The 21,109-nt window shown below is 67.5% G+C and carries 19 protein-coding genes; 17 read left to right on the top strand and 2 right to left on the bottom strand.

Translation table 11 applies throughout. From position 1 onward, the window contains the following. The first annotated feature begins 61 nt into the window (after positions 1 to 61). From mexM to HMPREF2581_RS23195, 4 genes are all read left to right on the top strand, one after another. The gene (gene mexM / locus HMPREF2581_RS23210) at positions 62 to 1,219 is read left to right on the top strand and encodes a multidrug efflux RND transporter periplasmic adaptor subunit MexM (RefSeq protein WP_003140285.1); all 1,158 of its coding nucleotides are present in this window, start codon (positions 62 to 64) and stop codon (positions 1,217 to 1,219) included. Beyond that, complete coding sequence (gene mexN, locus HMPREF2581_RS23205) at positions 1,216 to 4,326, top strand: multidrug efflux RND transporter permease subunit MexN (protein WP_003140284.1); 3,111 nt, start codon at positions 1,216 to 1,218, stop codon at positions 4,324 to 4,326. Before mexM ends, mexN begins: the two co-directional genes overlap by 4 nt. Before the next feature lie 103 nt (positions 4,327 to 4,429). After that, on the top strand, positions 4,430 to 5,119 hold the full coding sequence (locus tag HMPREF2581_RS23200; protein ID WP_003083028.1) for a heavy metal response regulator transcription factor: 690 nt from the start codon (positions 4,430 to 4,432) through the stop codon (positions 5,117 to 5,119). Further along, positions 5,097 to 6,542 carry a sensor histidine kinase gene (locus HMPREF2581_RS23195; protein ID WP_003140283.1) on the top strand — a complete coding sequence of 482 codons (1,446 nt, stop codon included), beginning with the start codon at positions 5,097 to 5,099 and terminating at the stop codon, positions 6,540 to 6,542. The genes HMPREF2581_RS23200 and HMPREF2581_RS23195 overlap by 23 nt, the downstream gene beginning before the upstream one ends. Positions 6,543 to 6,550: 8 nt before the next feature. On the opposite strand, the gene HMPREF2581_RS23190 is transcribed toward HMPREF2581_RS23195, so the two are convergent. Together HMPREF2581_RS23190 and HMPREF2581_RS23185 are read right to left on the bottom strand one after the other, a co-directional pair. Further along, positions 6,551 to 6,958, bottom strand: coding sequence for a YbaN family protein (locus tag HMPREF2581_RS23190; protein WP_003087079.1), 408 nt, complete (start codon positions 6,956 to 6,958; stop codon positions 6,551 to 6,553). A gap of 11 nt (positions 6,959 to 6,969) precedes the next feature. Continuing rightward, entirely contained in the window at positions 6,970 to 7,557 is a 588-nt protein-coding gene (locus HMPREF2581_RS23185) for a UPF0149 family protein (protein ID WP_003083037.1), read from the bottom strand. A 187-nt stretch (positions 7,558 to 7,744) separates the two neighbouring features. Here HMPREF2581_RS23185 and HMPREF2581_RS23180 point away from each other — a divergent pair, with 187 nt between their 5' ends. The 13 genes from HMPREF2581_RS23180 to flhF all read left to right on the top strand — a co-directional run bounded on the left by HMPREF2581_RS23180 (position 7,745) and on the right by flhF (position 21,081). After that, on the top strand, positions 7,745 to 9,028 hold the full coding sequence (locus HMPREF2581_RS23180; protein ID WP_003140280.1) for a flagellar hook-length control protein FliK: 1,284 nt from the start codon (positions 7,745 to 7,747) through the stop codon (positions 9,026 to 9,028). A 243-nt stretch (positions 9,029 to 9,271) separates the two neighbouring features. After that, positions 9,272 to 9,793 (top strand): flagellar basal body-associated protein FliL, encoded by a 522-nt coding sequence (fliL, locus tag HMPREF2581_RS23175; protein ID WP_003083042.1) that lies wholly within the window; start codon positions 9,272 to 9,274, stop codon positions 9,791 to 9,793. A 7-nt stretch (positions 9,794 to 9,800) separates the two neighbouring features. After that, the gene (gene fliM, locus HMPREF2581_RS23170; RefSeq protein WP_003083045.1) at positions 9,801 to 10,772 is read left to right on the top strand and encodes a flagellar motor switch protein FliM; all 972 of its coding nucleotides are present in this window, start codon (positions 9,801 to 9,803) and stop codon (positions 10,770 to 10,772) included. Positions 10,773 to 10,799: 27 nt separating this feature from the next. Continuing rightward, complete coding sequence (fliN, locus tag HMPREF2581_RS23165) at positions 10,800 to 11,273, top strand: flagellar motor switch protein FliN (RefSeq protein WP_003083049.1); 474 nt, start codon at positions 10,800 to 10,802, stop codon at positions 11,271 to 11,273. A 1-nt stretch (position 11,274) separates the two neighbouring features. Further along, complete coding sequence (fliO, locus tag HMPREF2581_RS23160; RefSeq protein ID WP_003083051.1) at positions 11,275 to 11,727, top strand: flagellar biosynthetic protein FliO; 453 nt, start codon at positions 11,275 to 11,277, stop codon at positions 11,725 to 11,727. After that, a complete protein-coding gene (fliP, locus tag HMPREF2581_RS23155; RefSeq protein WP_003083052.1) occupies positions 11,724 to 12,491 on the top strand; it encodes a flagellar type III secretion system pore protein FliP in 768 nt (255 codons plus the stop codon). Before fliO ends, fliP begins: the two co-directional genes overlap by 4 nt. Positions 12,492 to 12,535: 44 nt before the next feature. Further along, on the top strand, positions 12,536 to 12,805 hold the full coding sequence (gene fliQ / locus HMPREF2581_RS23150; protein ID WP_003083053.1) for a flagellar biosynthesis protein FliQ: 270 nt from the start codon (positions 12,536 to 12,538) through the stop codon (positions 12,803 to 12,805). Next, the gene (fliR, locus tag HMPREF2581_RS23145; protein ID WP_003083054.1) at positions 12,805 to 13,581 is read left to right on the top strand and encodes a flagellar biosynthetic protein FliR; all 777 of its coding nucleotides are present in this window, start codon (positions 12,805 to 12,807) and stop codon (positions 13,579 to 13,581) included. The genes fliQ and fliR overlap by 1 nt, the downstream gene beginning before the upstream one ends. A 2-nt stretch (positions 13,582 to 13,583) precedes the next feature. Then, positions 13,584 to 14,720, top strand: a complete 1,137-nt coding sequence (flhB, locus tag HMPREF2581_RS23140; RefSeq protein WP_003083056.1) for a flagellar biosynthesis protein FlhB — start codon at positions 13,584 to 13,586, stop codon at positions 14,718 to 14,720. 72 nt (positions 14,721 to 14,792) lie between these two features. Then, on the top strand, positions 14,793 to 16,052 hold the full coding sequence (locus HMPREF2581_RS23135) for a TPM domain-containing protein (protein ID WP_003140276.1): 1,260 nt from the start codon (positions 14,793 to 14,795) through the stop codon (positions 16,050 to 16,052). Between the two features lie 32 nt (positions 16,053 to 16,084). Next, the gene (locus HMPREF2581_RS23130; RefSeq protein WP_003140275.1) at positions 16,085 to 17,446 is read left to right on the top strand and encodes a TPM domain-containing protein; all 1,362 of its coding nucleotides are present in this window, start codon (positions 16,085 to 16,087) and stop codon (positions 17,444 to 17,446) included. A 138-nt stretch (positions 17,447 to 17,584) separates the two neighbouring features. Next, positions 17,585 to 19,708 (top strand): flagellar biosynthesis protein FlhA, encoded by a 2,124-nt coding sequence (gene flhA, locus HMPREF2581_RS23125; protein ID WP_003083059.1) that lies wholly within the window; start codon positions 17,585 to 17,587, stop codon positions 19,706 to 19,708. 83 nt (positions 19,709 to 19,791) lie between these two features. Continuing rightward, positions 19,792 to 21,081 (top strand): flagellar biosynthesis GTPase FlhF, encoded by a 1,290-nt coding sequence (gene flhF, locus HMPREF2581_RS23120; protein ID WP_003087102.1) that lies wholly within the window; start codon positions 19,792 to 19,794, stop codon positions 21,079 to 21,081. Positions 21,082 to 21,109: the final 28 nt, after the last annotated feature.

Here is a 21,109-nt window from a genome sequence, read left to right as displayed (position 1 = left end):
GCTGCTTATAAAGAAGAACGAAGTCGGCCGCGCGAGGCCGGCCACTGGGAAAGGTGGACAGATGCAGGCGTTGCGCAGTGGTGGGGGACGGGTCCTGGTGGGCGTGCTGGCGGCGGGCCTGGTCGCCTTCGGCGGTTGGGCATGGCTCGGCGGCGACGCCGGGGCGAAGGCGGCGCCCGCGCCGGCCAGGGTCCCGGTGAACGTGGCACGGGTGGAGCGGCGCGACGTCGAGCAACAGGTCAGCGGCATCGGCACGGTGACTTCGTTGCACAACGTGGTGATCCGCACCCAGATCGACGGCCAGTTGACCCGCCTGCTGGTGAGCGAAGGGCAGATGGTCGAGGCGGGCGAGTTGCTGGCGACCATCGATGACCGCGCCGTCGTCGCCGCGCTGGAGCAGGCGCAGGCCTCCAGGGCGAGCAACCAGGCCCAGCTGAAATCCGCCGAGCAGGACCTGCAACGCTACCGCAGCCTGTATGCCGAGCGTGCGGTGTCACGCCAACTGCTGGACCAGCAGCAGGCGACGGTCGACCAGTTGCGCGCGACCCTGAAGGCCAACGATGCCACCATCAACGCCGAGCGGGTGCGCCTGTCCTACACCCGGATCACCTCGCCGGTATCCGGCAAGGTCGGTATCCGCAACGTCGATGTCGGCAACCTGGTGCGGGTCGGCGACAGTCTCGGCCTGTTCAGCGTGACCCAGATCGCACCGATCTCCGTAGTCTTCTCCCTGCAACAGGAACAGTTGCCCCAGTTGCAGGCGCTGCTCGGCGGCGAGGCGGCGGTGCGCGCCTACAGCCGCGACGGCGGGAGCGCGCTGGGCGAGGGCCGGTTGCTGACCATCGACAACCAGATCGACAGTTCCACCGGCACCATCCGCGTGCGCGCCTCCTTCGATAACCGCCAGGCCCGGCTCTGGCCCGGGCAGTTCGTCGCGGTGAGCCTGCACACCGGGGTCCGGCGCGACCAGTTGGTGCTGTCGAGCAAGGCGGTGCGCCGCGGCCTGGAGGGCAATTTCGTCTACCGGGTCGCCGCCGACCGGGTCGAGGCGGTGCCGGTGCGGGTGCTCCAGGACATCGACGGCCTCAGTGTGGTGGAAGGCCTGGCCAGCGGTGACCAGGTGGTGGTGGACGGCCACTCGCGGCTGATGCCCGGCGCCCTGGTCGATATCCAGGAGCCGCGCCCGAGCCTGGCCCAGGCCACGGAGCGGCGGCCGTGACGCCGCGCGCCGGGATTTCCGGCTGGTGCGTACGGCACCCGATCGCCACCGCGCTGCTGACCCTGGCCTCGCTGCTGCTGGGGCTGCTGGCGTTCCTCCGGCTCGGCGTGGCGCCGTTGCCGGAGGCGGACTTCCCGACCATCCAGATCAACGCCTTGCTGCCCGGCGGTAGCCCGGAAACCATGGCCTCGTCGGTGGCCACCCCCTTGGAAGTGCAGTTCAGCGCGATTCCCGGGATCACCGAGATGACCTCCAGCAGCGCCCTGGGCACTACCACCCTGACCCTGCAGTTCAGCCTCGACAAGAGCATCGACGTCGCCGCCCAGGAAGTCCAGGCGGCGATCAACGCCGCGGCCGGGCGGCTGCCGGTGGACATGCCGAACCTGCCGACCTGGCGCAAGGTCAACCCGGCGGACAGCCCGATCATGATCCTGCGGGTCAACTCGGAGATGATGCCGCTGATCGAACTCAGCGATTACGCCGAGACCATCCTCGCCCGCCAGCTCAGCCAGGTGAACGGCGTGGGGCAGATCTTCGTGGTCGGCCAGCAGCGCCCGGCGATCCGCATCCAGGCCCAGCCGGAGAAGCTCGCCGCCTACCAGCTGACCCTGGCCGACCTGCGCCAGTCGTTGCAGTCGGCCAGCGTCAACCTGGCCAAGGGTGCGCTCTACGGCGAGGGGCGGGTGTCGACCCTCGCGGCCAACGACCAGTTGTTCAACGCCAGCGACTATGACGACCTGGTGGTCGCCTACCGCCAGGGCGCGCCGGTGTTCCTCAAGGACGTGGCGCGGATCGTCTCGGCGCCCGAGGACGACTACGTGCAGGCCTGGCCGAACGGGGTGCCCGGGGTGGCGCTGGTGATCCTGCGCCAGCCTGGGGCGAACATCGTCGATACCGCCGACGCGATCCAGGCCGCGCTGCCACGCCTGCGCGAGATGCTCCCGGCGACCATCGAGGTAGACGTGCTCAACGACCGCACCCGGACCATCCGCTCGTCGTTGCACGAGGTCGAACTGACCCTGCTGCTGACCATTGGCCTGGTGGTGCTGGTGATGGGCCTGTTCCTCCGCCAGCTGTCGGCGACCCTGATCGTCGCTACGGTGCTGGCGGTGTCCCTGAGCGCCAGCTTCGCGGCGATGTACGTGCTCGGCTTCACCCTCAACAACCTGACCCTGGTGGCGCTGATCATCGCCGTCGGCTTCATCGTCGACGACGCCATCGTGGTCGTGGAGAACATCCACCGACACCTGGAAGCGGGCGCCTCGAAGGTCGAGGCGGCGCTCAAGGGCGCGGCGGAGATCGGCTTTACCGTGATTTCCATCAGCTTCTCGCTGATCGCCGCGTTCATTCCCCTGCTGTTCATGGGCGGGATCGTCGGCCGGCTGTTCCGCGAATTCGCGGTCAGCGTGACGGTGGCGATCCTGATCTCGGTGGTCGCTTCGCTGACCCTGGCGCCGATGCTGGCTTCGCGCTTCATGCCGGCATTGCGGCATGCCGAAGCGCCGAGAAAGGGCTTCGCCGAATGGCTGACCGGCGGCTACGAACGCGGCCTGCGCTGGGCGCTCGGGCACCAGCGGCTGATGCTGGTCGGCTTCGCCTTTACCGTGCTGGTGGCGGTGGCCGGCTACGTCGGGATTCCCAAGGGTTTCTTCCCCTTGCAGGACACCGCCTTCGTCTTCGGCACGAGCCAGGCTGCCGAGGATATCTCCTACGACGACATGGTCGCCAAGCACCGGCAACTGGCCGAGATCATCGCCAGCGACCCGGCGGTGCAGAGCTACAACCATGCGGTGGGCGTCACCGGCGGTAGCCAGAGCCTGGCCAACGGGCGTTTCTGGATCGTCCTCAAGGACCGTGGCGAGCGCGATGTCTCGGTCGGCGAGTTCATCGACCGGCTGCGCCCGCAACTGGCCAAGGTGCCGGGAATCATGCTCTACCTGCGCGCGGCGCAGGACATCAACCTCAGTTCCGGACCCTCGCGGACCCAGTACCAGTACGCCCTGCGCAGCAGCGACAGCACCCAGCTGGCGCTCTGGGCGCAACGCCTCACCGAGCGCCTGAAGCAGGTGCCGGGGCTGATGGATGTGTCCAACGACCTGCAGGTCGGCGCCAGCGTCACCGCGCTGGACATCGACCGGGTGGCCGCGGCGCGTTTCGGCCTCAGCGCCGAGGATGTCAGCCAGACCCTCTACGACGCCTTCGGCCAGCGCCAGGTCGGCGAGTACCAGACCGAGGTCAACCAGTACAAGGTGGTCCTCGAACTCGATGCGCGCCAGCGCGGCCGCGCGGAAAGCCTGGACTGGTTCTACCTGCGCTCGCCGCTGAGCGGCGAGATGGTCCCGCTGTCGGCCATCGCCAAGGTCGCGGCGCCGCGCTCCGGGCCGCTGCAGATCAACCACAACGGCATGTTCCCGGCGGTCAACCTGTCCTTCAACCTGGCTGCCGGGGTGTCTCTCGGCGAGGCGGTGCAGGCGGTGCAGCGCGCCCAGGAGGAGATCGGCATGCCCTCGACCATTATCGGCGTGTTCCAGGGCGCGGCGCAGGCCTTCCAGAGTTCGCTGGCCTCGCAACCGCTGCTGATCCTCGCCGCGCTGATTGCGGTGTACATCATCCTCGGCGTGCTCTACGAGAGTTTCGTGCATCCGCTGACGATCCTTTCGACCCTGCCCTCGGCGGGGATCGGCGCGGTGTTCCTGCTCTGGGCCTGGGGCCAGGACTTCTCGATCATGGCGCTGATCGGCATCGTGCTGCTGATCGGTATCGTCAAGAAGAACGGCATCCTCATGGTCGACTTCGCCATCGTCGCCCAGCGCGAGCAGGGCATGAGCGCGGAGCAGGCGATCTACCAGGCCTGCCTGACCCGTTTCCGGCCGATCATGATGACCACCCTGGCCGCGCTGCTGGGCGCGATACCCCTGATGATCGGCTTCGGCACCGGTTCCGAGCTGCGCCAGCCTCTGGGCATCGCGGTGGTCGGCGGGCTGCTGGTGAGCCAGGTGCTGACCCTGTTCAGCACGCCGGTGGTATACCTGGCCCTGGAGCGGCTGTTCCACCGGCGCGGGGCGACGACCTCGGACGGCGGAACCGCTGGGGCGACGGCGACATGAGGCGTAACGGACACGGCTTTCCTGGACGGCGGCGCGTGGCTAGGATGCAGGCAGGCATGCGTCCCGCCCGGGATGCGAAGGCGAACAGAGGATCGGGCGATAGATGCGGGTACTGATTGTCGAGGACGAGGCGAAGACGGCGGACTACCTGAACCGTGGCCTCAGTGAACAGGGGTTCACCGTGGACCTGGCGGACAACGGCATCGACGGTCGCCACCTGGCGCTCCATGGCGAGTACGACGTGATCGTGCTCGACGTGATGCTGCCGGGCGTCGACGGCTACGGCGTTCTGCGGGCGTTGCGCGAGCGGCGGCAGACCCCGGTGATCATGCTCACCGCGCGCGAGCGCGTGGAAGACCGGGTGCGCGGGCTGCGCGAGGGCGCTGACGACTACCTGATCAAGCCGTTCTCCTTCCTCGAACTGGTTGCCCGCCTGCAGGCCCTGACCCGGCGCGGCGGCAACCACGAAAGCCATTCGCAGATGCGCATCGCCGACCTGTCCATCGACCTGCTCAGCCGCAAGGTCTTCCGCGGCAACACTCGCCTGGAGCTGACTGCCAAGGAGTACGCGCTGCTCTGCGTGCTGGCCCAGCGCAGCGGCGAGATCCTATCGAAGACGGCGATCGCCGAACTGGTCTGGGACATCAACTTCGATACCGATACCAATGTCGTGGAGGTGGCGATCAAGCGCCTGCGCGCCAAGCTCGACGGTCCGTTCGAGAACAAGCTGCTGCATACCATCCGGGGCATGGGCTACGTCCTGGAGAACCGTGCGCTGGCGGAGTCGGGCTGAGGTGGGCATGTCCTTGTCGACCCGCCTGGCGGGAATGTTCGCCGGCGCCGCGGTGGTGATCTTCGCCCTCATCGGCACCATGCTCTATTGCATCCTCGACCGCCAGACCGAGCGCCTGCAGCAGGGCGAGGTGGACGTGCGCTTCAACATGGTCTCGCGGATGCTCGACCATCCCGACCTGGCCGAGCGCTGGCCGCACCTGCAGGGCAAGCTGGACAACCTGAGCCAGGAGTACGAGCTGATCCGTTTCTGGATTGACAGCGACGACCCGCGCTATCACTACGGGCGCTTCAGCGAACCGGTGCAGCGGCTGATCGCCGATGGCGCCGGCCGCTACGAACTGCAGTTGCCGGAGCACCGGTACGCGCTGACTGCGCGGGTCGGCGTGTTGCCGGCGCGCGAGGGGCGGCCGCGGCTGACCTACGTCACCGCCATCGACAGCGCGGCGTTCCACGAGGCGCGGACCTCCACCGTGAAATGGCTGCTCGGCCTGTCCGCCCTCGGCGTACTGCTGGCCTCGTTGCTCGGCCACTGGATCGCCCGCCTGGGCCTGTGGCCGGTGCATCGGCTCTCCGAGGAGGCCCGGCGGATCAGCCCGCGGCAGTTGTCGCAGCGCTTGCAGCTTTCGCCGCTGCCGGCCGAGCTGCGCGAGCTGGTGGGGGCGTTCAACGGCGCCCTGGACCGCCTGGAGCAGGCCTACGTGCGCCTGGAGTCGTTCAATGCCGACGTCGCCCACGAGCTGCGCACGCCATTGACCAACCTGATCGGCCAGACCCAGGTGGCGTTGTCCCGCGAACGCAGCGGCGAACATTACGAAGAGGTCCTGCAATCCAACCTGGAGGAGCTGGAGCGGCTGCGGGCGATCGTCAACGATATGTTGTTCCTCGCCCGCGCCGACCAGGGACGCCTGGCCTGCGAGCGTGAGGAAACCTCGCTGGCCGGCGAGATCGCCACCACGGTGGATTTCCTCGAGGTGATCTTCGACGAGGCCGGGGTCGGTATCGAGGTGCGCGGCGAGGCCCGCGCGCTGGTCGAGCGCGCCCTGTTCCAGCGGGCGGTGACCAACCTGCTGTACAACGCCGCCCAGCACACCGCCGCCGGCGGCACGCTGCGGGTCGGCGTCGAGCGGCGTGGCGACGAAGTGCGGGTGGCGGTGAGCAACCCCGGCGTGCCGATCGCCGACGAGCACCGCAGGCACCTGTTCGAGCGCTTCTATCGGGTCGACGCGGCGCGCAGCAACAGCGAGGCCAACCATGGCCTCGGCCTGTCCATCGTCAAGGCGGTGGCGAGCATGCACGGCGGTTCGGTGTTCGTCGACAGCGCGGACGGCTGGAACACCTTCGGCTTCACCGTGCTGAGCCCCGAGCGACGCGGGTCCGGCGACCGCTTGCCGCTGGGCGAGGGCGATCCGGCACTGTCCTGAGCGGGCCCTCAGGCGTCGTGCGGCGGGCGGGTCTTCTGGCGGAGGATATAGATGCTGACCAGTACCGCGCTGGTCAGCATGAAGCCCTGGGCCCAGGGGCGTCGGACCAGGTAGCAGGAAAGGGCGATGCTGGCCCACATCAGGCCGATGGCGTAGACCTTGCCCTTGAGCGGGATGCCTTCGCCGTCGAGATAGTCGCGGATCCACGGGCCGAGCCGTGGATGGCCGACCAGCCAGTGGTAGAAGCGCGGCGAGCTGCGCATGAAGCAGGCCGCCGCGAGGAGCAGGAAAGGCGTGGTCGGCAGCACCGGCAGGAAGATGCCGATCACGCCCAGGGCTACGCTTAGGAAACCCACGGCCTGGAGGCTATAGCGCACCCAGGCACGAGCGCTCGGGCGAATTTCCCGCTGCGCCACCGCGGCGCTCCTTAGTGCGTGCGCGGCTTGAGCAGGGCGGGCTTTTCTTCCGGCGCCTGGCAGAGCAGGAACAGGTTGGTCAGCAGGTCGGGAATCTGCGCGACCATGTCGTCCACCAGGTGGCGGTCGCGGGCGATCTCGTCGAACTCGGGCTGCTCGTCGAACAGGCCGGAGCCGACCATGATCGGCAGCAGCAACTCGCTGACTTCCTCCTCGGCCTGCTCGAACCAGACTTCCTCGCGAAGGAACACGCCTTCCATGAAGCCGATGCACCAGCCGCGCAGGTCGGAGTCGTCCGGCTCGTCGCCGAGGTCGAGGTCGCAGGGCAGCTCGAGGTCTTCGTCGCTGGCCAGCACGCGGGTGATGTGCGCCTTGAGCTGCTCGAGGGAAGTCTCGATCTCCTGGCGCTCCTCATCGCTGCGGTAGTGCGGCGGTTCGGCGAACAGGGCGTCGATCCACTCCCGCTCCGGCACCTGCTCCGGGCAGATGGAGAGGGCGGTCAGGTAGCCGTGGGTCGCCACGTAGTCCAGCGCTTCTTCGTGCAGGTCATCGGCATCGAGGAAGGCTTGCAGACGGGACAGTTTTTCGGCGAAGGACATCAGGGTACTACCTCGGGAGGGATGCGGCTCTGGATTGTAGTCCAGACGGGACCTGCGGGCAAAGCGAGCGTGCCTGCTGCGGCGCCCTGGCGAGCGTTTCACGGAGGCTCTCGGCGAAGTTGGCCCGGACCTTGCTCCATCCCTTGCGCAAGCCACGACGCAATCCCTTCGCAAATGGAGAATTCCCATGGCCGTCGCCCCTGGTGTGTTGTTGCCGCCGACGCCTGATGTAAAGCCCAAGGCCGCTGCGCCGAAGAGCCAGCAGAAAACGCCTGAGCCCAGTAACGACAAGACTTCCAGCTTCTCCGACATGTATGCCAAGGAGACCGCGAAGAAGCCCGCCGAGCGCGCCGACGGTCCCGCGAAGGGTTCGCGGGACAAGCCACGGGACGCCGGCAAGGACGCCGCCGAAGCGCAGCCGACGGATGCCGTCAGGCAGCCGGCCGTTGCCGAAGACGGCAAGCCTTTGCCGGCCGACGGCCAGGCCAAGGCCGACGGCGAAGATAAAGTCGAAACGCCGGTCGATCCGCTGCAATTGCTCGGCCTCGGCGGCGCCGTGCCGATGCTCGACGAGAATACCCAGGCGACTTTGCTGCCGCCGGCCGTGCCGACGGCTAGCAGTGCTCCGGCCAGCCTGACCGAAGCCAGCAGCGACCCGACCCTGGTCAAGCTCAACGGCGTTCCGGCAGTGAACATGGCCTTGGAGCAGGGTGCCCAGGACGCCGCGCAGGCGGCGAAAGGCGGGCCGGCGAAGAGCGCCGATCCGCGCCAGGCGAACCTCGGCGATGCCCTTGCCAGCCTGACTTCCGACTCCTTGCCCAAGGCCGTCGACGGCAAGGCGCTCGAGGCCCAGTTGCAGCAGACCGCCGAGCCGGCCATCGCCAGCGCCGCCTCCGAGAGCCTGCTGGAGAGCAAGGCGGAGCCGCGCGGCGAGCCTTTCGCGGCCAAGCTCAACGGGCTGACCCAGGCCATGGCGCAGCAGGCCCTGACCAACCGTCCGGTGAACGGTACGGTGCCCGGCCAGCCGGTGGCGATACAGCAGAACGGCTGGAGCGAGGCGGTGGTGGACCGGGTGATGTGGATGTCCAGCCAGAACCTGAAGTCGGCGGAGATCCAGCTCGACCCCGCCGAGCTGGGACGCCTGGACGTGCGCATCCACATGACCGCCGACCAGACCCAGGTGACCTTCGCCAGTCCCAACGCCGGCGTTCGCGACGCCCTGGAAAGCCAGATGCACCGGCTGCGCGACATGTTCAGCCAGCAGGGCATGAACCAGCTCGACGTGAACGTCTCCGACCAGTCGTTGGCGCGGGGCTGGCAGGGCCAGCAGCAGGGCGAGGGCGGATCGGCGCGCGGACGCGGCTTTGCCGGCGAGGCCTCGGGCGATGAGGAAACCCTCGCCGGAGTCAGCGAGATCCGCAGCCGGCCGGGTGCGTCGGCGGCGCGCGGTCTGGTCGACTACTACGCCTGAGGCGAACGACTGCATTTCCCCTTTGGGCCTCCTGCGGGAGGCCTTTCTTTTTCCGGAGCGGGCGATTTCGCAAAAGACGGGGATGATTTCCTGTGGCCAGGCTGTAATATCCGCGCCGTCTATCATCTCGGACAGCCCTCCGGGGCTGGTCCCAGGAGGCGGTGCGGCGTTGCAGAAATGGCACAACCCTTGCTCTGCCCCTGTGAAACCCTTCATTTGACGCTATAGCGACGGATTTTTGGCATGGCTAAGAAAGAGGCGACACCCGCCGACGCGGGGGCTCCGAGCGGCGGCAAGAGCAAGCTGAAGCTGATCCTGCTGATCGTGGTCGGCCTGCTGCTGGCGATCGGCCTGTCGGTGGGCGGCACCTGGTTCTTCCTCAGCAAGTCGCTGAAGGCCGAGAAGACCGAGGAAGTCGCCAGCGAGGCGGCGAAGCCGGGCAAGCAGCCGGCGCTCTACGAGATCCTGGCGCCTGCCTTCGTCGTCAACTTCAACCAGAACGGCCGGCAGCGCTACATGCAGGTCGGCGTCGCGTTGATGGGGCGCGACAAGGCGCAGATGGACGCATTGCGCGAGCACATGCCGCTGGTTCGCAATAAACTGGTGATGCTGTTCTCGAGTCAGAGTTTCGACTCGCTGGTGACTCCGGTGGGCAAGGAAATGCTCCGCCAGCAGGCGACCGCCGGATTGCAGGAACTGGCCAAGAAGGAAACCGGCCAACTGGCTATCGAACAAGTGTTGTTCACCAATTTCGTGCTGCAGTAGGTATCCCATGGCCGTGCAAGATCTGCTTTCCCAGGATGAAATCGACGCGCTGTTGCACGGCGTCGACGATGGCCTGGTGGAAACCGAAGTCGAGGCGACGCCGGGATCGGTCAAGTCCTATGACCTGACCAGCCAGGACCGCATCGTCCGGGGCCGCATGCCGACCCTGGAGATGATCAACGAGCGTTTCGCCCGCTACACCCGCATCAGCATGTTCAACCTGCTGCGCCGTTCGGCCGACGTCGCGGTCGGCGGCGTGCAGGTGATGAAGTTCGGCGAGTACGTGCACTCGCTGTACGTTCCCACCAGCCTCAACCTGGTGAAGATGAAGCCGCTGCGCGGCACCGCGCTGTTCATCCTCGACGCCAAGCTGGTGTTCAAGCTGGTGGACAACTTCTTCGGCGGCGACGGCCGCCACGCCAAGATCGAGGGCCGCGAGTTCACCCCGACCGAACTGCGGGTGGTGCGGATGGTGCTGGAGCAGGCCTTCGTCGATCTGAAGGAAGCCTGGCAGGCGGTGCTGGAGATGAACTTCGAGTACGTCAACTCGGAGGTCAACCCGGCCATGGCCAACATCGTCAGTCCCAGCGAGGTGGTGGTGGTCTCCACCTTCCACATCGAACTGGACGGCGGTGGCGGCGACCTGCACATCACCATGCCCTATTCGATGATCGAGCCGATCCGCGAGATGCTCGACGCCGGTTTCCAGTCCGACCACGACGACCAGGACGAGCGCTGGATCAAGGCCCTGCGCGAGGACGTGCTGGACGTCCAGGTACCGCTCGGCGCCACCGTGGTCCGCCGCCAGCTCAAGCTGCGCGACATCCTGCACATGCAGCCGGGCGACGTGATCCCGGTGGAGATGCCGGAACACATGGTGATGCGCGCCAACGGCGTGCCCGCCTTCAAGGTCAAGCTGGGCGCCCACAAGGGCAACCTGGCGCTACAGATTCTCGAAGCGGTCGAGCGCTCGCGCTGACCGCTTCCCCCGGAGGAAAGACGAACCATGGCAGACGAAGAAAAAGTGACCACCGAGGAACAGGCACTGGCCGACGAATGGGCGGCGGCGCTGGCCGAGGCGGGCGACGCCAGCCAGGACGACATCGATGCGCTGATGGCCCAGGGCGGCGCGACCCCCGTGGCGGAGCCGAGCACCCCGCGGGCGCCGATGGAAGAGTTCGGCGCTTCGCCGAAGGCGCCGACCATTTCCGGCCTGGAGGGGCCCAACCTGGATGTGATCCTGGACATCCCGGTGACCATCTCCATGGAAGTCGGGCATACCGACATCAGCATCCGCAACCTGCTGCAGCTGAACCAGGGGTCGGTGATCGAACTCGATCGCCTGGCCGGCGAGCCGCTGGACGTACTGGTCAACGGCACCCTGATCGCCCACGGCGAGGTGGTGGTGGTGAACGAGAAGTTCGGCATCCGCCTGACCGACGTGATCAGTCCCAGCGAACGCATCAAGAAGCTGCGCTGACATGCGTCGCTACCTGTTCGCCGGCTTCCTGCCGGCACTCGCCTCGCTGAGCGCGCCGCTGTGCGCCGCCGAGGGGACGACGGGTGCCGCCGCGCCGACGGTGGGCGCCGCTTCCGGCGCCGCCGCGCAACTGGCCCAACTGGTGCTCGGCCTGGGCCTGGTGATCGGCCTGATCTTCCTGCTCGCCTGGCTGGTGCGCCGGGTGCAACAGGCCGGTCCGCGCGGCAACCGCTTGATCCGCACCCTTGCCAGTCAGCCGCTGGGTCCGCGCGACCGGCTGGTGCTGGTGCAGGTCGGCGAGGAGCAGATCCTGCTCGGCCTGACGCCCGGCCGGATCACGCCGCTGCACGTGCTCAAGGAGCCGGTACACCTGCCGGACGGCGAGCCGGCCACGCCGGAATTCGCCCAGCGCCTGCTGGAGCTGCTGAACAAGGACCCCAAGGGCAAGCCATGACTCCGCGCATCTCCCTGGCCGGCGCGCTCGCCGCGCTCTGCCTCCTGCTGCTGGCGCCGTGGCCGGCGCTGGCCGCCGACCCGACATCGATCTCGGCGATCACCGTGACCACCAACGGCCAGGGCCAGCAGGAGTATTCGGTCAGCCTGCAGATCCTGCTGATCATGACCGCGCTGAGCTTCATCCCGGCGTTCGTCATGCTGATGACCAGCTTCACCCGGATCATCATCGTCTTCTCCATCCTGCGCCAGGCGCTGGGCCTGCAATCGACGCCGTCGAACCAGGTGCTGGTGGGGCTGGCGCTGTTCCTGACCATGTTCGTCATGGCCCCGGTGTTCGACAAGATCAACAGCCAGGCCCTGCAGCCCTACCTGAACGAGCAGATTCCCGCCCAGGAAGCCCTGCAAAAGGCCGAGGTACCGCTGAAGGCGTTCATGCTGGCGCAGACTCGCACCTCCGACCTGGAGCTGTTCGTGCGCCTGTCCAAGCGCACCGACATCGGCAGCCCGGAGGCGACGCCGCTGACCATCCTGGTCCCGGCCTTCGTCACGTCCGAGCTGAAGACCGCGTTCCAGATCGGCTTCATGATCTTCATCCCGTTCCTGATCATCGACCTGGTGGTGTCCAGCGTGCTGATGGCGATGGGCATGATGATGCTGTCGCCGCTGATCATTTCCCTGCCGTTCAAGATCATGCTGTTCGTCCTGGTGGATGGCTGGGCGCTGATCATCGGGACGCTGGCGGGCAGTTTCGGCACCGTCTAGCGGTGCCGCCGGCTTGACGCGCCGCTGGCGCGCTGGAGAGAGACATGACCCCTGAGGTGGCACTCGACCTGTTCCGCGAGGCGTTGTGGCTGACGGCGATGATCGTCGGCGTGCTGGTGGTTCCGAGCCTGCTGGTCGGTCTCGTGGTGGCGATGTTCCAGGCCGCCACCCAGATCAACGAACAGACCCTGAGCTTCCTGCCGCGCCTGATGGTGATCCTGCTCACCCTGATCGTGCTGGGCCCCTGGCTGCTGCGGCAGCTGATGGAGTACACCCAGACGCTGATCGGCAACATCCCGCTGCTGATCGGCTGATGCTGGAGCTGACCAACGCGCAGATCGGCGGCTGGATCGCCAGCTTCGTGCTGCCGCTGTTCCGGGTCGCGGCGCTGCTGATGACCATGCCGGTGATCGGCACCCAGCTGGTGCCGGTGCGGGTGCGCCTGTACCTGGCGCTGGGCGTCTGCGTGGTGCTGGTGCCGAACCTGCCGCCGATGCCGCAGGTGGACGCGCTGAGCATGAAGGCCATGCTGCTGATCGGCGAGCAGATCCTGGTCGGCGCCTTGCTCGGCTTTTCCCTGCAGTTGCTGTTCCACGCCTTCGTGATCGCCGGGCAGATCATCTCGATGCAGATGGGCCTGGGCTTCGCTTCCATGGTCGACCCGGCCAACGGCGTCTCGGTGCCGGTGCTCGGCCAGTTCTTCACCATGCTGGTGACGCTGCTGTTCCTGGCGATGAACGGCCACCTGGTAGTGTTCGAGGTGATCGCCGAGAGCTTCGTCACCCTGCCGGTGGGCGAGGGCCTGAGCGGCAACCATTTCTGGATCATCGCCGGCAAGCTCGGCTGGGTGATGGGCGCGGCACTGCTGCTGGCGCTGCCGGCGATCACCGCGCTGCTGGTGGTGAACCTCGCCTTCGGCGCCATGACCCGCGCGGCGCCGCAACTGAACATCTTCTCCATCGGCTTTCCGTTGACCCTGGTGCTGGGCCTGGTGATCCTCTGGATCGGCACCGCCGACCTGCTCAGCCAGTACCAGGTGCTGGCCGGCGAGGCCCTGCAATTCCTCCGTGAACTGGTGCGGGCGAAATAGCCATGGCCGAGAGCGAGAGCGGGCAGGACAAGACAGAGGAACCCACGGAGAAACGCCGCCGCGAGGCGCGCGAGAAAGGGCAGTTGCCGCGTTCGCGGGAGCTGAACACCCTGGCCATCCTCATGGCCGGCGCCGGCGGCCTGCTGATCTACGGCGCCGACCTGGCGGGCGCCCTGTTGCGCCTGATGCGCAGCAATTTCGAGCTGTCCCGGGAAACCGCGATGAATACCGAGAGCATGCTGCAATTGCTCGGCGCTTCGGCCTACCTGGCTGCCCAGGGGCTCTGGCCGATCCTGCTGATGCTGCTGGTGGCGGCGATCGTCGGGCCGATCGCCCTCGGCGGCTGGCTGTTCTCGATGGACGCCCTGCAACCCAAGTTCAGCCGGCTCAACCCGCTGTCGGGGCTGAAGCGGATGTTTTCCGCCAAGTCGCTGCTCGAACTGAGCAAGGCGCTGATCAAGTTCCTGGTGGTGCTGGCGGTGGCCCTGCTGGTGCTCTCCGCCGACCGCGACGCCCTCCTGGCCCTGGCGCACCAGCCGCTCGAGCAGGCGATCCTGCACAGCGTGCGGGTGGTCGGCTGGAGCGCCTTCTGGATGGCCTGCAGCCTGCTGCTGATCGCCGCGGTGGACGTGCCCTACCAGATCTGGGACAACCGCCAGAAGCTGCTGATGACCAAGCAGGAAGTCCGCGACGAATACAAGGACTCCGAGGGCAAGCCCGAGGTCAAGTCGAAGATCCGCCAGATGCAGCGCGAGATGGCGCAGAGACGGATGATGGCGGCGGTGCCGGAGGCCGACGTGGTGATCACCAACCCGACCCACTTCGCCGTAGCCCTGAAGTACGACCCGGCGGGCGGCGGGGCGCCGCTGCTGCTGGCCAAGGGCAACGATTTCCTGGCCCTGAAGATCCGCGAGGTGGCCCAGGAGCACAAGGTGATGGTCATGGAGTCGCCGGCGCTGGCGCGAGCGGTGTACTACTCCACCGAGCTGGACCAGGAGATTCCCGCCGGGCTCTATCTCGCCGTGGCCCAGGTGCTGGCCTATGTCTACCAGCTCAAGCAGTACCAGGCCGGCAAGGGCAAGCGGCCGAGCCCGTTGAAGGACCTGCCGATCCCGCCGGACCTGCGTCGCGACGAGTGACCGGGCTGGAGCTGCGCGCCGCGCTGTGGCAGCCTTGGCCGGTACCCGCTCGGGATGAGAGCTTTGCCGTTCATGGATCGAACCCTGTCTGATCGTATTTTCCCGCCTGTCCTCCTGTTGCTCGCCCTGGCCTGGCTGCTGCCCTGGATGGCTGTGCACGCCGAAGCGCCGGCGGAATGGGTCGCCTTGCCCCTGTCGGAGCGGGTGGTGGATGCCACCCACACGCTGGACGAGGCGACGCGCCAACGCCTGGTGGAGAAGCTCGAGGCGCTGGAGCGGCGACGCGGCGCGCAGATCGCGCTGGTGATGCTGCCGACTACCGGTACCCTCGATATCGAAGCCTTCTCCGACAAGCTGTTCCAGGCCTGGAAGCTCGGCCGCAAGGCGGTCGACGACGGTCTGCTGCTGGTGGTGGCCAAGGATGACCGGCGCATGCGCATCGAGGTCGGCTACGGCCTGGAGGGTGCGGTGCCCGATGTGGTCGCCGGACGGATCATTCGCGAGCGGATGGCCCCGGCATTTCGCGAGGGTGACTACGCCGGCGGGATCGAGGCCGCGGTGGACGAGCTGATCCGCCTGGTCGACGGCGAAACGCTGCCGGCGGCCGCGTCGTCGGGTGCGCCGAAAGTCTCGCTGGGGCAATTGCCGGCGGAAGCCTGGGCGCTGCTGGTCGCCTTCATCTACGGATCGTTGGCCGGAGTGCTGTTGAGTGCCCGGGCGCTGCGCTGGCCCTGGCTGCTCGGCGGGGCGCTGCTCTGCTGGCTGTTGGGCACGCTGGCCGGCGCTTCCGGCGAATGGATGAGCGTGCTGCTGGTCGCTCCGCTGTGCATGCTGGTCGGCGGCGCGACCTTCGGCGCGCTGTGGACGGTGCGCCCGGCCTTCTACCTGGTGATCGGCGTACTGGTCTATGTAGCCCTGCTCGGGCTGGCGGCGCATTGGTTCAGCGCGGTGTCCTTCATCTACGGCCTGCTGTGGCCGGCCGGGGTGCTGATGCTGGCGGTTCTCTGCTGGTCGAACTACCGCCTGATGCGCTCGCTATGGCGCGAGCGGCGGAAAAGTTTCCACCGCCGACTGTGGGCGTTGCTGGCGGCCTACCTGCTGCTCGGATTGCTGTCCGGTGGTCTGGACGCACCGCTGGTCTGGCTGGCCCTGCTACCGTTCCAGCTCATGCTCGGGCTGCTGGTGTTCGGCCAGGTACGCCTGAGTGGGGGTGGTGGAGGCTCGTCGGGAAGCTCCGGCGGCGGTTCCTCCTCCTCTTCCTCCTCGTCGTCCGGCGGCTTTTCCGGGGGCGGTGGTTCCAGCGGCGGAGGCGGTGCCTCGGGCAGTTGGTAATGGGTTCCCATTCATTTCATTCGGAGACAAGGATGTCTGCAATCACGCGTTATCTCGCCATGCTTCGGCTGTTCGGCATGCTGCTCTGCGCCGCCGCGATTCCCTCCGTTGCCACCGCGACGGTGCCGGTCACCGTCGCGGTGGCAGCGTCCGATGTCGAGGAGGAGGCCGTGGAGGCATCGGCGGTCGGCGCCGAGGCCGAGGCAGCGCGCGATGCGGGCTACGAGTCCGCGGAGGTTCCGGCGCCGGCGCGGCGGGTGACCGACCTTACCGCGACCCTCGACGCCGCCGAGCGTGCCCGCCTGGAAGCTTCGCTGGCCGCGCTGGAGGCCCGGAAGGGTGCCCAGGTAGCGATCCTGATGGTGCCCAGCACCTATCCGGACAGCATCGAGGCCTATGCGACGCGGGTCTTCGAGGCGTGGAAGCTGGGGCGCAAGGGGATCGATGACGGCGTCCTGGTGCTGGTGGCGAAGGACGACCGGCGCATGCGCATCGAAGTCGGCTATGGCCTGGAAGGAACGATCACCGACATCGATGCCGGGCGGATCATCCGCGAATACATGACCCCTGCGTTCCGTCAGCAAGACTACGCCGGCGGCCTGGAAGCGGCGGCGCAGCGCCTGGTACGACTGATCGACGGCGAGGCGTTGCCGCCGCCGCCGCGCGACCCGGTGGAGCCCGGCGCGGTACGGCAGACCCTGGCTATCGCATTCCTGCTCGGCGCTCTCGGCGGGGTGGCGCTGCTGGTACGCCCGCGCGCCTGGTACTGGACCCTGGGTGCGGTAGTGGCGCTCGCTGCGGCGCTGGCGCTGGGGCGACACTGGCCAGCATGGGCGATGGTGGCGCTGGCGGAGATGGTGGCGGTCCTGGGCGTCGGCTTCGGCGCGTTGCTCAAGTATTCGCGCGGTGCCCGCTGGTTCTTCGCCATTCTTGTGCTCTATGCGCTGGGGCTGTTCTGGGCCTACGGCCGTTATGGCCTGCCGGTGCTCCATTACGGATTGGCCGTGCCGCTTTCGCTGGGGCTGACCCTGCTGATGCTGGCCGGTGCCTGGCAGGGGCTGCGCAGAGGACGGCGCTGGGCCTACCTGCCGGGCCTGCTCGGCCTGCTGCTGACCCTGGCCCTGGAGTGCCTGCTGTTGCTGGTGGACGACCCGCTGAACAGCATCGAGGCGTTGATCATCCTGCCCGCCGCTTGCCTGCCGCTGCTCATCGGTTGCAATTTCAGCGCCGGCGGCTCGGGGGGAGGGCGTCGGCGCGGCGGCGATTACGCTAGCTCATCGGGTTCCTCGTCGTCGAGTTCGTCCAGTTCGTCCAGTTCGTCCAGTTCGTCTTCGGACTCGTTCTCCGGCGGCGGAGGCTCGAGTGGCGGCGGTGGCGCCTCCGGTAGTTGGTGATTGGCGAAAACCCTTTTCAATCAATGAATTGAAAAGTTGGAACGGTTCCTGCAATGACCCGCCCGACGCGCATTCCGGCGTCAAAAGTTTGTTCGGCGCCCACCTACGGGCGCCATACGCAGGGCAGGGGAGTCGAGAGTGGATCGCACGCAACTGATCAGCAATGTGCGCAGCAACCTGGCGGGGCTGGGGCGCGGCAGCCTCGGCGTGCCGGTCCTGCTGCTGGCCATGCTGGCGATGATGACCCTGCCGATCCCGCCATTCCTGCTGGACGTGCTGTTCACCTTCAACATCGCCCTGTCCATCGTCGTCCTGCTGGTCTGCGTGTACGCCCTGCGGCCGCTGGACTTCGCCGTGTTCCCGACCATCCTGCTGGTGGCGACCCTGTTGCGCCTGGCGCTGAACGTTGCCTCGACCCGCGTGGTGCTGCTCCACGGCCACGACGGCCATGGCGCCGCGGGCAAGGTGATCCAGGCCTTCGGCGAAGTGGTGATCGGCGGCAACTACGTGGTCGGGGTGGTGGTGTTCGCGATCCTCATGATCATCAACTTCGTGGTGGTGACCAAGGGCGCCGGGCGGATTTCCGAAGTCAGCGCGCGCTTCACCCTGGATGCCATGCCCGGCAAGCAGATGGCCATCGACGCCGACCTCAACGCCGGCCTGATCGAGCAGGAGGAAGCCAAGAAGCGCCGCAGCGAGGTGGCCCAGGAGGCCGACTTCTACGGTTCGATGGACGGTGCCAGCAAGTTCGTCCGCGGCGACGCCATCGCCGGCCTGCTGATTCTCTTCATCAACCTGATCGGCGGCGTCGCCATCGGCATGATCCAGCATTCGATGTCCTTCGGCGACGCCGGCAAGGTCTACGCCCTGCTGACCATTGGTGACGGCCTGGTGGCACAACTGCCGTCGCTGCTGCTGTCGACCGCGGCGGCGATCATGGTGACGCGGGTCTCCAGTTCCGAGGACATGGGCCAGCAGGTCAACCGGCAGATGTTCGCCTCGCCCAAGGCGCTGGCGATTTCCGCGGCGATCCTGATTGCCATGGGCGCCGTGCCGGGCATGCCGCATGTTTCCTTCATCGGCCTCGGCGCCCTGGCCGGCGCTGCTGCCTACTGGATCTGGCACCGGCAGAACAAGGCCAAGCAGGTCGCCGAGCAGGAGGTACAGCGCCAGCAGGAGCTGCTGCCGGCGCAGCGTGCCCAGGAGGTCAAGGAACTGGGCTGGGACGATGTCACCCCGGTGGACATGGTCGGCCTGGAAGTCGGCTACCGGCTGATCCCGCTGGTCGACCGCAACCAGGGCGGGCAACTGCTGGCGCGGATCAAGGGCGTACGCAAGAAGCTGTCCCAGGAGCTGGGCTTCCTGATGCCCTCGGTGCACATCCGCGACAACCTCGACCTGCTGCCCAACGCCTACCGCCTGACCCTGATGGGGGTCAGCGTGGCCGAAGCGGAGATCTATCCCGATCGCGAGCTGGCGATCAACCCCGGCCAGGTATTCGGCAGCCTCAACGGCATCGCCGGCAAGGACCCGGCCTTCGGCCTGGAGGCGGTATGGATCGAGCCCGGCCAGCGCGACCAGGCGCAGTCGCTGGGCTACACCGTGGTGGATGCGAGCACCGTGGTCGCCACTCACCTGAACCAGGTGCTGCACAAGCACGCCCACGAGCTGCTGGGCCATGAAGAAGTGCAGCAGCTCCTGCAATTGCTCGCGCGCAGCTCGCCGAAGCTGGCGGAAGAGCTGGTGCCGGGGCTGATTTCCCTGTCCACCCTGCTCAAGGTCCTGCAGGCGCTGCTCCAGGAGCAGGTGCCGGTGCGCGACATCCGTACCATCGCCGAGGCCATCGCCAACGTCGCTCCACGGAGTCAAGATCCCGGCGCGATGGTCGCCGCGGTTCGCGTCGCGTTGTCCCGCGCAATCGTGCAAAGCATTGTCGGGCTTGAGCCGGAGCTGCCTGTGATCACGCTCGAGCCGAGGTTGGAACAGATTTTGCTGAACAGCATGCAGAAGGCCGGACAAGGCTCCGAGGACGGCATGTTGCTGGAGCCGGGGATGGCCGAGAAGCTGCAACGCTCGCTGATCGAGAGCGCGCAACGCCAGGAGATGCTCGGTAAGCCGGCGATCCTGCTGGTTGCCGGACCGATCCGCTCGATGATGTCGCGCTTCGCGCGGATGGCGGTGCCCAGCATGCATGTGCTGGCCTACCAGGAAATCCCGGACAACAAGCAAGTCACCATCGTCGCGACGGTGGGGCAGAACTGAACGAGGGCTGCGCCGGCTCCAGGGCCGGCACACCGGGCAACCTGAGGTTGCCGGCAAGACTACTGAACTGAGGGGTTCGGGCAATGCAAGTCAAACGCTTCTTCGCCGCCGATATGCGTCAGGCCATGAAACTGGTCCGCGACGAACTGGGTCCGGACGCCGCGATTCTCGGCAACCGCCGGGTCGCCGGCGGCATCGAGCTGACCGCGGCGCTGGATTACCAGGCCCCGCCGGCGCCGAGCAAGCCCAACCCGGCGCTGGAAGTGGAGCTGCGCAAGACCCAGGCGCGGATCGCCGAGGCGCGCGCCGAATTGACGGCGCGTCCGGCGGAAAACCAGCGCAAGGACCGTCAATTGTTCGCCGAGGAGAAGCCGGCGCGTCCGTCCCTGGCCGAGTCCATGACGGCGGCGCAGGCCAAGCCCCAGGCGGGCGGCCAGACCCTCGAGGCAATGCGTTTCGAACTGAACGGCCTGCGCGAGCTGATCGAGGTACAACTGGGTTCCATCGCCTGGGGCCAGTTGCAGCACCAGCGTCCGCAGCAGGCCAATCTCTGGCGGCGCCTGCAGCGCATGGGCTTGCCGGCGGAGCTGAGCAAGCCGTTGCTGGAGCGGGTCGCCGCGGTGGGCGATACGCGCCAGGCCTGGCGCATGCTGTTGGCGCACCTGTCGCGTGCCGTGCAGACCCCCGAGCAGGACCCGCTCGACGCGGGCGGCGTACTGGCCCTGGTCGGCCCGGCAGGCGCCGGCAAGACCACCACCCTGGCGAAGATGGCCGCGCGCTACGTCCTCAAGTACGGCGCCCAGAGCCTGGCGCTGGTGAGCATGGACAGCTACCGGATCGGCGCCCAGGAGCAGATCAAGACCCTCGGTCGGATCCTCAACGTACCGGTGACCCTGGTCGATCCCGGCCAGTCGCTGATCCAGGCCCTGGCGCCGCTGGCGCGCAAACGCATGGTGCTGATCGATACCGCCGGCCTGCCGGCCAGCGACCCGGCATTGCGCATGCAGCTCGAGGCACTGGCGTCGCCGAGCCTGAACGTGAAGAATTACCTGGTGATGGCCACCACCAGCCAGAGCCAGGTGCTCAAGTCGGCCTACCAGACCTATCGGCACTGCGGGCTGGCGGGTTGCATCCTGACTAAGCTGGACGAGGCGGGCAGCCTCGGTGAATCGATGGCGCTGGCTATCGCCCAGCGTCTCCCGGTAGCCTATCTGGCGGATGGGCCGCGGATTCCGGACGACCTGCAGGTGGCGCGCAGTCACCAACTGGTCAGCCGGGCGGTGAGCCTGCAGGCACCGGAAGAGCCCAGCGAGGACGCCATGGCCGAGATGTTCGCCGGGCTCTACCAGCAACCGGCGCGGCGTGCCGGCTGAGGACGTGGGAAGAACCGCGCGTGGCGCG

It is taken from the genome of Pseudomonas sp. HMSC057H01, from assembly GCF_001836405.1.
GTDB lineage: Bacteria > Pseudomonadota > Gammaproteobacteria > Pseudomonadales > Pseudomonadaceae > Pseudomonas > Pseudomonas aeruginosa.
The sequence above is the reverse complement of the archived record's forward strand: the minus strand, read 5'-3'. Positions and strand labels throughout refer to the sequence as shown.